Below are 13,007 nucleotides of genomic sequence, written 5' to 3'. Positions count from 1 at the left end.
GTAGGCCCTCCTGTTTTTAATACTTTTGAATGCCTAGTTTAACCGTTGTTGTTGCTCGTTTTGTACCACGATAAAACGTAAGAGTCATTTTATCATTAATTTTTTTATCATATAAGGCCGTACGGAATCCAATAATATCGCGAACCGGTTTTCCATCTACTGCTACAATCACATCGTGTTCTCGTAAACCAGCATCTACACCTGGCGAAGGACTTTTCACATCTAAAATGCAAACTCCCTCTGTTACATTGCTTGGTAAATGCAATGTTTTTGACCAATGGTAATTTGGAATCTCATTTAACGATCTAAGTTCAATTCCAACATACGGTCTCCTTACTTTTCCGTACTTCTCTAATTCATTCATAATTGGAACAGCTCTAGTAACTGGAATAGCTAGTCCAATTCCTTCTACTTCTTTTGCTGCAATTTTCATTGAGTTAATGCCAATTAATTGACCTGCCGCATTTACAAGCGCACCACCACTATTACCTGGATTAATTGCTGCGTCTGTTTGCAATACTTCTACTTGCCAATCGTAATGTCCATCTTGATCCAAATCTACAGGAACAATACGTTCCTTAGCTGAAATAATGCCTTGTGTAACGGTTCCTGAAAATTGCAGCCCGAGTGGGTTTCCAATCGCAATGACCGGTTCTCCTCTACGAACAGTATTAGAATCGCCAATCTCAATTATTTTTTTCACATGCTTTGCATCTATTTCTAGTACAGCCAAATCTGTGACTACATCCGTTCCTAATACTTTTCCAGGAACCTTCTTACCATCACTTAAACTTACTTCAATACGATTCGCTCCAGCAACAACATGATTATTCGTTACAATATAAGCTTGGCCATCTGCTTTTTTATAAATTACACCCGATCCTGTACCAGCTTCTGAATCTGCCTCTGAAAAATTATCTCGTTGAATATTAATAACGCCAACAACAGCTTCAGACGCACGATCAACAGCATCAACAAAGCTAATCTGTTTAATTCCTTGAGCTTCGGCCATATTACTTCCACTTGCTTCAGCTTGCGGAAGCGCGCCCGCATCATTCGCAAATAAAGGAGCTCCAAATGCAAATAACGAAGCTCCTACAATTGTTCCTGCTATGCTAGAAATAACAATACCTTTATGCTTCTTTTTTCTTGCACGTTTCATACGATAATTTTCTTCATCAATAAAGGACATATTTGTTCACCCATCTTCCTGAAAACAACTATATTCACCTTTATTGTTTACTAAAATGAAGAATTATACGTATTGAATTTTTGTAGGCATTTTCGGATCTGTATCATGAATTTCGAAGGCTTCTCCCACTCCAAATCCTTTTTCCTCTAATACTTGTGATACTGACATACGTGCTAGTTCTTTCATGTTATTATCTAAACTTAAATGGGCTAAATAAATATGTTTTGTCTCATCTGTAATTACATCTGCCATCGCTAATGCAGCGTCCTCATTACAAACGTGACCCACATCACTTAAAATACGCCGCTTAATGCTCCATGGATAACGTCCCATACGAAGCATTTCCACGTCATGATTACTTTCAAACACAAAAGCATTAGCACCCTTAATAACACCTTTCATACGGTCACTCACGTATCCCGTATCTGTAATAAGGGCTAACTTTCTATTATTATTATGAAAAGCATAGAACATCGGCTCTGCCGCATCATGAGAAACCCCAAATGACTCGACCTCAATATCACCAAATGTTTTCACATCCCCAACTGAAAAAATAAACTTTTGCTCAGTTGGGATATTTCCTATTAAATGTTCCATTGCATTCCATGTTTTCTCATTTGCATAAACAGGTAAATCATATTTACGTGCCAATACACCTAACCCTTTAATATGATCACTATGTTCATGTGTTACAAGAATACCCGATACATCATTTATATTTAATTCTGCCTGTTTAAATAAAGCCTCGGTTGCTTTACCACTTAAACCTGCATCGACGAGTAATTTTTTTTCATCTGTTCCTACATATAGCATATTCCCTGTACTTCCACTTGCAAGTACGCTAAAATGCAACCCCATTCTTTCTCACTCCAGTATGTTCATCAACCACTTGATTTTCCCTTTCCCCTAATTCCATAACTTGTCCTTCGATTGCATTTACAAAGAAGTCCTGCTTCTGCTCCGTTTTTAAATTCCATGTTGGAGCGAGTACTTGGTTATTAGAAGTAGATGCGGTAAGGGTGGCATAACCAATTTGTGCTTCTTTTACATGTGTATTCCCATGAACTTTATTTTTTAAATACAGATTTTCTAAAGCTGTTTGAGCAGTAATAATTTCTTGCTGTTTCGTTTTTTCACTTTCGCCCATTTCTTTTAAATCAGTTAGCATCGTCTGCGTGTACGACACGAGTTCATTTTTTTCATTTAATTCCACAACAATCATTGCCTGATCGTTATAGAAAATAGGCTTATCTTTATATTTTTGGAAGAAGTAAATTTTAGAGTCTTTCATTGCCCCAAACTCATACTTTTGTCCATCCAATACATAGTTCTTCAAAAAATCACTATACTTATCTTTGGATAATGATTTTGTATTTAAAAAGGGCTCTTTTAGCTTACTTTCTATCCTGTACATATTTTGTATATGCGCCGTTTGATTCTTTAAAGACTGTACATCTTCTTCTTTAAACGCCTTGTTTTCCGCCCTAATAAATGATTCTTTTTTCGGTTCTTTAGGGAAATTACCCATAGTAATTTTGTTTGCTTTTAATTCTTGATCTATCTTTGTTTCTGCAATAAGCTCCAATTGATTACTATCTTGCTTTTGAATGAATTGAAAAATGAGAAAGAGGTCCAAAACAAAAAAGGTCACAATAAATATGGTTTTAATCCGATCCCAATCCATTTAGTCCTCCCTCACTCCACTCATATATTTTTTGTTTACCCGCTTCATCTTCAACAAACTTTACATACCAAATTGGCTGTAGTCGAGCTACTTGCCCATCTAGTGATAATTTGTATCCAATACCAATGTCTTTAATGAATCTTTTATCTACCGCGGCATTATTTTCTAAAGATGCTATTACAACATGACCTGATGGAAGAGTAACCTTCTGTTCTATACCTTTCGTATTTAAAGACAACAACGGTCTTTCATATTCCATTACTTCTTCTGATCCCCATACTTGTCTCAATTCAGCTAATCCATCTGTATTGAATACGGAATATCCATCTTCATGTAAACGGAATACCGTCTGTCCTTTATTCATATAATCCAAACGATATGAATCCAAACTCCCACTGTGACCATTTACAAAATCAAAGCTTTTTTGTAAAAGCATTAAATTATCTGTCGTTTTCTCACTTGAAACAGAAGAATTTTTATACTTTAGCATATGATGATCGTTTTCAATCTCCATGGACCTAATACCATCCGTAAATGTTTCTTTCGATTTCTCGGTAATAGGGCTTAAATAACGTGGGTCACTAAAAAGAGCATTCTTAAATGTATCAACCGCTAAATTAGATGAAATATATGTTATATTACTTAATTCTGTCGTTCCATCTGGTAAAAATAGCTTTTTCATATCATTAATTTGATAGTCAAAATAAGGTTTTGCCGATACTATAAATTGATTTTGTGCATTTACAATATCTTTTAAATACACACCACTTAATTTTGCTTCATATATTCTAGAGTTATCACCATCAGAAACAAAATTAATTTTAATTTCTTGATCCCTACTTCTAGAAGGGTCAAGAATAATTCGATTAAAATGTTTAGGCTTATCTATACTTTTTTCTTTCATATTAAACATAGATTTAACTGCATCAAATGGGATGTTGGTAGGAAAAACAAGCTCCATTTTCCCTTCACCATGCACATAAGAAAGGAAATCAGCCTTAGCAATCGATATCTCTTTGAAACCATGTAATTCCCCTGCTTCCAAAGGTTTATAGATTGATTCTATATCTCCCTCTCTTTTGCTCCCATAATGATTTTTATCTTTATGCACGATGATAGAAGTAGGGCGGACAACATCAGCGATTTTAGTTTGAGTAATTCCTTCATTCCCCTGCACAAATTTTGCGTTTTGCATAGACGTGGAATCTGGCACATACGTCCATAAGTTAAAAGTAAGAAATAGGCTAATTACAACTAAATTAATTAAAACTATCGTTTTAACATTTTCCATACTCATTCCCAATCGTCCTCTTCATCTGCTGCCATTGGCAATGTGAAGTAAATAGTTGTCCCTTTTCCTTCCTCACTCTTCGCCCAAATCGAGCCACCATGTGCCTCAATCATTTCTTTTGCAATTGCTAATCCAAGTCCTGTACCACCCATTTGTCTTGAACGTGCTTTATCTACGCGGTAAAAACGTTCAAAGATTTTATCGACGTTTTCTTTGGGAATACCCATTCCTTGGTCACTTACACTAACCTCTAATAATTCCCCACGATCACGTAAGCGATATGTTACTGTTCCACCTTCTGGTGAATACTTTAATGCATTCGAAATAATGTTATACAAAACTTGCGTAATTTTATCCGTATCCATATCAATAAATCGGGATTTCTTAGAGAAAGATCGTTTGAAACTTACGTTTTGCTCTTTAGACATTTCAAAACGATCAATAATGTTATTAAAGAAGTCAGTAAAATCGACCCATTCTTTCATTAAACGATGTTCTGTACTATCGAGTTTAGAAAGTTGCAATAACGCATTTACAAGTCTAATCATTCTTTCTGTTTCTTCTTGTGTAACTGTTAAAAATTGCGGTGCAATATTCGGATCTTGCCACGCGCCGTCCGTAAGTGCCTCTAAGTAACTGCGCATCGTTGTTAATGGCGTCCTTAATTCATGGGAAACGTTTGCCACAAACTCACGGCGTTCCCTTTCTATACGCTCCTGCTCAGTTACATCATATAATACGGCAATTAAACCATTTGCTTTCCCTGTCTCTTTTTGAATAACAGAGAAACTAGCACGTAAAATATATGGCTCATTTCTCGTACTAAAATCTAATAAAACGGAATCAGGCTCTTCGTATAAATGATCGAGCGTAAATTCTTCTTGTATCCCTAATACTTCTAAAACAGATTGATCGAGCGCCGTTTCACGCGAAACATTTAGCATCTTTTCCGCAGGATCATTTAATAAAATAATGTCTCCTTTTCGGTCAGTAGCAATTACTCCATCTGTCATATGTGATAAAACAGATGATAATTTACGTCTTTCACTTTCCGTTGAAGAACGAGCTTGTTGTAATTTTTTTGATAAATTATTGAAAGATAATGCTAATTGTCCTATTTCATCATGGCTATGCACTTTTACTTTTCTTGAATAGTTTCCTTTTGCCATTTCAATCGCTTGTCTTCGCATATCTGAGATTGGTCTCGTAATCGTTTGAGCTAACAAAATTCCAAGTACAGCTGTTACGAGTAATGCAATAACGGTTCCAGTCGCAAAAATTTGATTAATATCCTTCATCTGTTTATAAACATCTTCCATAGATGCAACAATGTAAATAACACCAAGTGCATCCTTGCCGTTATCATCTAGAATAGGAGTAAGCATAACTTGTACACGATGGCCTGTACGACCATCCTTCTCAATTTTCACTTCTGGCTTTTTTTGTACCAATACCCGTTGAACAGCTATATCAGTTGATGTTCTATTTACCTTGTTTTGCTTTGACTCATCTGAAATAGCGAGTAACTTTCTATGCGAATCAAATACACTTACCTCTTGGATATCTTTCTTTCGATCAGAGGCAAATTTTCGAATTGAAGTTTTAATCGTTTCATCTGTTGATTCTGTTTCTGCCTTTGTATAACTTTTTTTAAACTCTTGTTTCAAGTTATATGATAATAAGTTCGTTTGCTGCGTTAAAGAATCTCTAAAGCCTTGTACGAGACTCTTTTCTAACTCTCTTACAAAATATACCCCAATAACTTGCATAGCTATCAATATTAATAGCATATATATGAGTACAAATTTTAAATGAATAGATTGAAAAAAACCAACTTTCTTCATATACTATTCCTGCTCTGGGTCACGCAAGTAATATCCTACTCCACGTCTAGTTACAATTAAAGTAGGATGACTTGGATTATCTTCAATTTTTTCACGTAAACGACGCACTGTTACATCCACTGTACGTACATCTCCAAAATAGTCATAACCCCAAACTGTTTGCAATAAATGCTCACGAGTCATAACTTGTCCTAAATGTTTGGCTAAATAATGTAGTAGCTCAAATTCACGATGTGTAAGTTCAATATTTTCCTCACGTTTCGTTACACTATACGCATTTGAATTGATAACGATTGGTCCAATAACCATTTCCGTATTTTCTTCTTTTTCTGCAGCACCACCTTGTTGATGGCGACGTAAATTCGCCTTCACACGAGCAAGTAGTTCCCTCGTACTAAATGGCTTCGTTACATAATCATCTGCTCCAAGCTCAAGCCCTAATACTTTATCAATTTCAGAGTCCTTTGCTGTAAGCATAATAATCGGCATTTCTGAGCTTTTACGTATTTCACGGCAAACCTCTAAGCCATCCTTACCTGGTAGCATAATATCTAATAAAACCATATCTGGCTGCTCTTCATTCGCTTTTTCAATCGCTTCATCACCATCATGCGCCATTACAATTTCAAAACCTTCTTTTTCTAGGTTGAACTTCAAAATATCCGCAATCGGCTTTTCATCATCAACTACTAAAATTTTCTTTCCCATCATCGTCTATTTCCTCCTTATAAAGTGAAACTTTAATCGGGCATTTACGTGCAGTTGATCCCGCACCTAACTTCTTTACCTTCGTTGAATTTTTGGGTGGGGTCTTACTGCCCGTTAATGCGGGGTAAAAATATGTTCAATATCCCTAAACACATTGATGTCTACATAGTATGTCCCTATATGGCCGCATCTTTTGCTTAAGTACTTTCTCCTCTATTCTCACAGACTCATGTATGATCCACTTTTACACAGAATCCTATACGATCTATAGAAAAACCTCTAGCTTCAACTGCTAGAGGCTTCTCATTCTATTTTAAAATAACTACTCAATTTTGTAAAATTACACAAATAAAAAGGATATTAAGTGGGCCCACTTAATATCCTGAGAGTGGCTCGGGACGGAATCGAACCGCCGACACGAGGATTTTCAGTCCTCTGCTCTACCGACTGAGCTACCGAGCCAAAACTATATATAAAACCACTAATGGTGGTATAAACAAAAGTGGCGGTCCCGACCGGGGTCGAACCGGCGATCTCCTGCGTGACAGGCAGGCATGTTAACCACTACACCACGGGACCAAAAATGAACATAAAAAAACATGACCCGTACGGGATTCGAACCCGTGTTACCGCCGTGAAAGGGCGGTGTCTTAACCACTTGACCAACGGGCCACGAAAAATAAAATGGTGAGCCATGAAGGATTCGAACCTTCGACCCTCTGATTAAAAGTCAGATGCTCTACCAACTGAGCTAATGGCTCATACTCACCAACGTCATATTTTCGTGACGACAAGATGTATCATAACATGTTTCCTTTGTTTTTTGCAATACTTTTTTTATTTTTTTATAAAACATAAGAAAAAACTCATGCGGACATGAGTTTTTTCTCAAAAATATCAATTAAGCTTCGTATACATTACGAACGATATTTGTTTGGTTACGATCTGGTCCAACTGAGAACATAGATAATTGAATTCCTGTTAACTCAGAAACACGTTCTACGTATTTTCGTGCATTTTCAGGAAGCTCGTCTAATGATTTTACACCAGTAATATCTTCTGTCCAACCTGAAAGTTCTTCGTATACAGGCTCACATTTCGCTAAAATGTTTAAGTTTGCTGGAACTTCATCGATAACTTCGCCATTGTATTTGTAAGCAACGCAAATTTTAAGAGTCGGAATACCTGTTAGAACGTCGATAGAATTTAATGATAAATCTGTTAAACCACTAACACGACGCGCATGTCTTACAACAACGCTATCGAACCAACCTACGCGGCGTGGACGACCAGTTGTCGTTCCGTACTCACGACCAACTTCACGAATTTGATGACCAATTTCATCATGAAGCTCCGTAGGGAACGGACCATCACCTACGCGGCTTGTATATGCTTTACACACACCTACAACGCGAGTAACTTTCGCAGGACCAACTCCAGTTCCAACTGTTACACCACCAGCAATCGGGTTAGAAGATGTAACGAACGGGTACGTACCGTGGTCGATATCAAGCATAACACCTTGTGCACCTTCAAATAATACACGGTGATTGTTATCTAGTGCATCATTTAATACAACAGACGTATCACATACATATTGCGCGATTTGTTGTCCGTACTCGAAGTACTCTTCGAAGATTTCTTCTACACTGAAACCTTCTGTATCGTACATTTTTTCAAATAAACGATTTTTTTCTACTAAATTGCGCTCAAGCTTTTCTTTAAATGCTTCACGGTCTAAAAGATCAGCCATACGAATACCAATACGAGCAGCTTTATCCATATATGCAGGACCGATACCTTTTTTCGTTGTACCGATTTTGTTATCACCTTTACTTGCTTCTTCTAATTCATCTTGTTTTAAGTGATAAGGTAAAATAACGTGCGCACGGTTACTTACACGTAAATTATCAGTACTTACACCACGATCGTGTAAGTATTTTAACTCTTCAAGTAATGCTTTCGGATCTACTACTAAGCCATTTCCTATTACACAAATTTTCTCTTTATAGAAAATACCAGATGGAATTAAGTGTAATTTATATTTAACTCCGCCGAAAACAATTGTATGTCCCGCGTTATTTCCACCTTGATATCTTGCAACTACTTCCGCATGCTCAGAAAGAAAATCAGTGATTTTACCTTTTCCTTCGTCGCCCCATTGTGTTCCTACAACTACTACTGAAGACATTATTAAAGCACCTCCGCGATTTTCAAACGATCTATTCAAACAATATAATTGTACCAAAACCGAAAAAGAAGTCAACCAAAAAGCGAACATTTTTTTATTAAAAAACATTTTCGTTCGTAAGAATTATATTTTCACACTATGAAAGCCTTATCTTTCCTATAAAAAAAAAGAAACACATCTTATTATAAGAAATGCATTTCTTTTTTATACTATCTTTATGCAGGCGGCGCATGTCCATCCTCGAAGCGACGTTCTAAGTTAACGAACTTATTGAACTCTTTAACGAATGCGAGCTCTACTGAGCCTACGGGACCGTTACGCTGCTTTGCAATAATAATTTCAATCGTATTTTTATTTTCCGTTTCTCGGTCATAGTAATCTTCACGATATAAGAAGGCTACAATATCAGCATCCTGCTCGATACTTCCCGATTCACGAATGTCAGACATCATCGGACGTTTATCTTGACGAGATTCTACACCACGAGATAACTGTGACAAGGCAATAACAGGCACTTGTAATTCACGCGCAATCCCTTTTAATGTACGAGAAATCTCAGATACTTCCTGCTGACGGTTTTCTCCTGATTTCCCGCTTCCTTGAATAAGCTGTAAATAGTCAATTAAAACCATCCCTAGACCTTGTTCTTGCTTTAATCTACGGCATTTCGCTCGAATCTCATTTACTTTAATCCCTGGTGTATCATCAATATAGATACCAGCATTAGAAAGGCTCCCCATCGCCATTGTTAATTTTGCCCAATCATCAGAAGTTAATGAACCGGTACGCAGTCTTTGCGCATCAATATTTCCTTCTGCACAAAGCATACGCATAACAAGCTGATCAGAGCCCATCTCTAAACTAAAAATCGCTACATTTTCATCAGTTTTCGTCGCTACGTTTTGTGCGATATTCAATGAAAATGCGGTTTTCCCTACTGATGGACGTGCCGCTACGATGATTAAATCATTTCGCTGGAAACCTGCGGTCATCTTATCTAATTCTGTAAATCCAGTTGGTATCCCAGTAACTTCACCTTTTTGATTATGCAAAAGTTCAATTTTATCGTAAGCATCTACAAGAACATCTTTAATATTTTGGAATGCTTTTGCATTCGTTTGGTGAGATACTTCTAATATTTTTTTCTCAGCCTCATTTAAAAGACCATCCACGTCATCTTCTCTCTCATACCCATCAGACACGATATGAGTCGCTGTTCGAATCAAACGACGTAATAGCGCCTTTTCAGCGATGATTCGTGCATAATATTCTACGTTAGCAGCGGTTGGAACAACTTCTGCTAATTCTGCTAAGTAAGAAACCCCACCAACTTCTTCTAATAATCCTTGATCAGCCATTGCTGACGTCATTATTACTAAGTCAATCGGCTCTCCTTTATCAGATAACCCAAGCATGACTTCAAAAATCTTTTGATGTTTCGTTCGATAAAATGAGTCAGGTACCAATAATTCCGATGCTGACGTTAACGCATCTTGATCAATTAATATGGCCCCTAAAACCGCCTGCTCAGCCTCTATATTATGCGGAGGGGTACGATCAGCCATTACATCACTCATACGCAATCCTCCTTGCTTAACTTATTTTTATTGTTCACTAACATGAACTTTTACTGTTGCTGTTACTTGCGGATGCAACTTCACAGTAACGTTTGTATAGCCTAATGCACGAATTGCATCATCCATTTCAAATTTACGTTTATCAAGTTTAATTTTATGTGATTTTTGCATTGCATCTACGATTTGTTTACTTGTGATTGAACCAAATAGACGGCCACCTTCTCCAGATTTCGCCTTTACTTCTACAGTTAGTTTCTCTAACGTTTCTTTCAACTCTTTTGCATTTTCAACCTCTGCTGCTGCATCTTTTTCTTCTTTTCGCTTTTGAGCTTCTAAAGTTTTCATACTGCTATTTGTCGCTTCAGCAGCTAATCCTTGTTTTAGTAAGAAGTTATTTGCATAGCCATCTGGTACGTTTTTTATTTCTCCTTTTTTCCCTTTACCTTTTACGTCTTTTAGAAAAATTACTTTCATGATTGTGTGCCTCCCTGTAAATAGTCATCAATAACAAATCGAAGCTTCTCCTCAGCTTCATCTACTGTAACATTTTTCATTTGTGTGGCTGCATTCGTTAAATGCCCACCACCGCCTAAATTTTCCATAATTAGCTGCACGTTCACTTCACCTAAAGACCTGCCGCTAATTCCAATGAAATTCTCGCCACGTTTTGCAATAACAAATGACGCAATAATTCCTGTCATTGTTAATAATGTGTCGGCTGATTGCGCAATAAGCACTTGATCGTAGTAATCATCACTATCAACTTTTGCAATCGCAATTCCATTTGTATAAATGTACGCATTTTTAATAGCTTTTGCAACCCGTAAATACTGATCCATATCTTCTTTTAAAAGCTCTTGTACAAGTACAGTATCTGCACCATGTGAGCGTAAATAAGAAGCGGCATCAAACGTACGAGCACCTGTCCGGAATGTAAAGCTTTTCGTATCAACAATAATACCTGCTAACAGTGCCGTTGCTTCTAACATTGTCATTTTTAAATTTTTCGGTTGGTACTCAAGTAATTCTGTAACAAGTTCTGCCGTGGAAGAAGCGTATGGCTCCATGTAAACAAGCAATGGATCTTCAATAAAATCTTCTCCCCGGCGATGATGGTCAATAACAACTACATTTTCAATTTTATGTAACAGCTTTTCTTCCATCACCATTGAAGGTTTATGCGTATCAACAACAACAAGTAATGAATCATCATTTGCAAATTCCATCGCTTGTCCTGGGGTAATAAAGTGAGACCATAACTCTTCGTTTTGTTTCACTTTATCCATTAAACGCTTAATTCCCTTATCAGAATCATTTTCATCTAACACAATATATCCTTTGCGCTCATTTAATTGCGCTACCTTTAAAATACCAATCGCAGCACCAATTGCGTCCATATCAGGAGCCCTATGCCCCATTATAATGACATTACTACTTTCTAATACTAAATCCTTTAATGCATGCGAAATAACTCTGGCACGTACACGAGTACGTTTTTCAACTGGATTCGTCTTACCACCATAAAACTTAACTTTACCTGTCGCTTGTTTAATAGCTACTTGATCTCCACCACGGCCAAGCGCAAGGTCTAAACCGGACTGAGCCATTGCCCCAAGCTCTGATAAAGGTAAATCACCTGATCCAACACCTACACTTAAGGTGAGTGGTATATTCCTTTTGGATGTTTCTTCACGCACCTGATCTAAAATGCTAAATTTCCCTTTCTCCATCTGTGCTAAAATACTCTCATTTAGTACAACGAAGAATCTTTCTGAAGATGCACGTTTTAAATATGCCCCATACTTAACGGCCCATTCATTTAGTCGTGATGTTACAAGACTTGTGATATTCGTACGTAATTGATCATCTAACCCCTGTGTAACTTCATCATAATTATCTAAATAAATGACAGCCAAAACAGTGCGTTGATCCTCGTACATCTTTTCAATCTCTGTTTGTTCCGTTACATCAAAGAAATAAATTAACTTTTCTTCTTTCCTTACAAAAACGCGAAACTTTCGGTTATTTAAAGAGACTATATCGTCGGAAGTTTCTCCCTTAATAAAAAGAAGCAACGTTTCTGATACATCATAAAGGTGCCATCCAGCTAACGCATGCTGTCCTAGACATGAAGATAAATAAGGATTCGCCCAATCAATCCCATAATCCTTATTGTATAACAAAATACCAATCGGCATTTGGTTAAATGCTTCATTACTCACTTTCTTTACTCTTGTAATCATATCTGTCGTATACTTTTCGAAATTCCTTTGAAAGGTCAGTTCAAAGCGTATAACAACAAAAAGTACAATGCAAAAAATAAAAAAGGTGGATATCCCCATAATTAAATGAAAATAACAGAGGATGGCAATGAGCACAAACACGAAAAATGCCAATACATAAACAGGATATAAAAACCACTGTTTCTTATAAAATTCAGGCATGTATACAACTCCTATAAAGTAAAACTAACTCACCTTTCAGTTAGTTAAACAGATTAAAATAGTATAAGGAATATTA

General features: G+C 36.8%; 10 protein-coding genes and 4 tRNA genes. All 14 read right to left on the bottom strand.

Annotated elements, in window-relative coordinates:
* Positions 1-16: 16 nt before the first annotated feature.
* Positions 17-1,192: a S1C family serine protease gene (locus QCI46_RS00170; protein ID WP_048542840.1), complete on the bottom strand. Its 1,176-nt coding sequence runs from the start codon at positions 1,190-1,192 to the stop codon at positions 17-19.
* Positions 1,193-1,255: 63 nt separating this feature from the next.
* Positions 1,256-2,050: an MBL fold metallo-hydrolase gene (locus QCI46_RS00165; RefSeq protein WP_000522836.1), complete on the bottom strand. Its 795-nt coding sequence runs from the start codon at positions 2,048-2,050 to the stop codon at positions 1,256-1,258.
* Positions 2,034-2,876 carry a two-component system regulatory protein YycI gene (locus QCI46_RS00160; protein ID WP_088065084.1) on the bottom strand — a complete coding sequence of 281 codons (843 nt, stop codon included), beginning with the start codon at positions 2,874-2,876 and terminating at the stop codon, positions 2,034-2,036. The genes QCI46_RS00165 and QCI46_RS00160 overlap by 17 nt, the downstream gene beginning before the upstream one ends.
* Positions 2,857-4,173: a YycH family regulatory protein gene (locus QCI46_RS00155; RefSeq protein ID WP_098076714.1), complete on the bottom strand. Its 1,317-nt coding sequence runs from the start codon at positions 4,171-4,173 to the stop codon at positions 2,857-2,859. Before QCI46_RS00155 ends, QCI46_RS00160 begins: the two co-directional genes overlap by 20 nt.
* On the bottom strand, positions 4,170-6,011 hold the full coding sequence (gene walK / locus QCI46_RS00150; RefSeq protein WP_048542845.1) for a cell wall metabolism sensor histidine kinase WalK: 1,842 nt from the start codon (positions 6,009-6,011) through the stop codon (positions 4,170-4,172). Before walK ends, QCI46_RS00155 begins: the two co-directional genes overlap by 4 nt.
* Positions 6,012-6,014: 3 nt before the next feature.
* Entirely contained in the window at positions 6,015-6,722 is a 708-nt protein-coding gene (gene walR, locus QCI46_RS00145; protein ID WP_000971866.1) for a cell wall metabolism DNA-binding response regulator WalR, read from the bottom strand.
* A 386-nt stretch (positions 6,723-7,108) separates the two neighbouring features.
* A tRNA-Phe gene (locus tag QCI46_RS00140) sits at positions 7,109-7,181 on the bottom strand.
* 41 nt (positions 7,182-7,222) lie between these two features.
* Positions 7,223-7,298: transfer RNA gene (locus QCI46_RS00135), tRNA-Asp, on the bottom strand.
* 21 nt (positions 7,299-7,319) lie between these two features.
* Positions 7,320-7,391, bottom strand: a tRNA-Glu gene (locus tag QCI46_RS00130).
* 13 nt (positions 7,392-7,404) lie between these two features.
* Positions 7,405-7,480: transfer RNA gene (locus tag QCI46_RS00125), tRNA-Lys, on the bottom strand.
* 140 nt (positions 7,481-7,620) lie between these two features.
* The gene (locus tag QCI46_RS00120; RefSeq protein WP_044740892.1) at positions 7,621-8,910 is read right to left on the bottom strand and encodes an adenylosuccinate synthase; all 1,290 of its coding nucleotides are present in this window, start codon (positions 8,908-8,910) and stop codon (positions 7,621-7,623) included.
* A 215-nt stretch (positions 8,911-9,125) separates the two neighbouring features.
* The gene (gene dnaB, locus QCI46_RS00115; RefSeq protein ID WP_001286242.1) at positions 9,126-10,487 is read right to left on the bottom strand and encodes a replicative DNA helicase; all 1,362 of its coding nucleotides are present in this window, start codon (positions 10,485-10,487) and stop codon (positions 9,126-9,128) included.
* Positions 10,488-10,514: 27 nt separating this feature from the next.
* The gene (gene rplI, locus QCI46_RS00110; RefSeq protein ID WP_000864225.1) at positions 10,515-10,961 is read right to left on the bottom strand and encodes a 50S ribosomal protein L9; all 447 of its coding nucleotides are present in this window, start codon (positions 10,959-10,961) and stop codon (positions 10,515-10,517) included.
* Entirely contained in the window at positions 10,958-12,931 is a 1,974-nt protein-coding gene (locus QCI46_RS00105) for a DHH family phosphoesterase (protein ID WP_001113891.1), read from the bottom strand. The genes rplI and QCI46_RS00105 overlap by 4 nt, the downstream gene beginning before the upstream one ends.
* Between the last annotated feature and the right edge of the window lie 76 nt (positions 12,932-13,007).

The organism is Bacillus cereus group sp. RP32 (assembly GCF_040459735.1).
Classification (GTDB): Bacteria; Bacillota; Bacilli; order Bacillales; family Bacillaceae_G; genus Bacillus_A; species Bacillus_A wiedmannii.
Note: the sequence above shows the minus strand (reverse complement) of the source record. Positions and strands in the feature narration are given on the sequence as shown.

Bases quoted from the DNA above. Each gene is read 5' to 3' on its own strand.
- QCI46_RS00170 (WP_048542840.1), bottom strand. From the start codon at position 1,192: ATGTCCTTTATTGATGAAGAAAATTATCGTATGAAACGTGCAAGAAAA.
- QCI46_RS00165 (WP_000522836.1), bottom strand. From the start codon at position 2,050: ATGGGGTTGCATTTTAGCGTACTTGCAAGTGGAAGTACAGGGAATATG.
- QCI46_RS00160 (WP_088065084.1), bottom strand. From the start codon at position 2,876: ATGGATTGGGATCGGATTAAAACCATATTTATTGTGACCTTTTTTGTT.
- QCI46_RS00155 (WP_098076714.1), bottom strand. From the start codon at position 4,173: ATGAGTATGGAAAATGTTAAAACGATAGTTTTAATTAATTTAGTTGTA.
- walK (WP_048542845.1), bottom strand. From the start codon at position 6,011: ATGAAGAAAGTTGGTTTTTTTCAATCTATTCATTTAAAATTTGTACTC.
- walR (WP_000971866.1), bottom strand. From the start codon at position 6,722: ATGATGGGAAAGAAAATTTTAGTAGTTGATGATGAAAAGCCGATTGCG.
- QCI46_RS00120 (WP_044740892.1), bottom strand. From the start codon at position 8,910: ATGTCTTCAGTAGTAGTTGTAGGAACACAATGGGGCGACGAAGGAAAA.
- dnaB (WP_001286242.1), bottom strand. From the start codon at position 10,487: ATGAGTGATGTAATGGCTGATCGTACCCCTCCGCATAATATAGAGGCT.
- rplI (WP_000864225.1), bottom strand. From the start codon at position 10,961: ATGAAAGTAATTTTTCTAAAAGACGTAAAAGGTAAAGGGAAAAAAGGA.
- QCI46_RS00105 (WP_001113891.1), bottom strand. From the start codon at position 12,931: ATGCCTGAATTTTATAAGAAACAGTGGTTTTTATATCCTGTTTATGTA.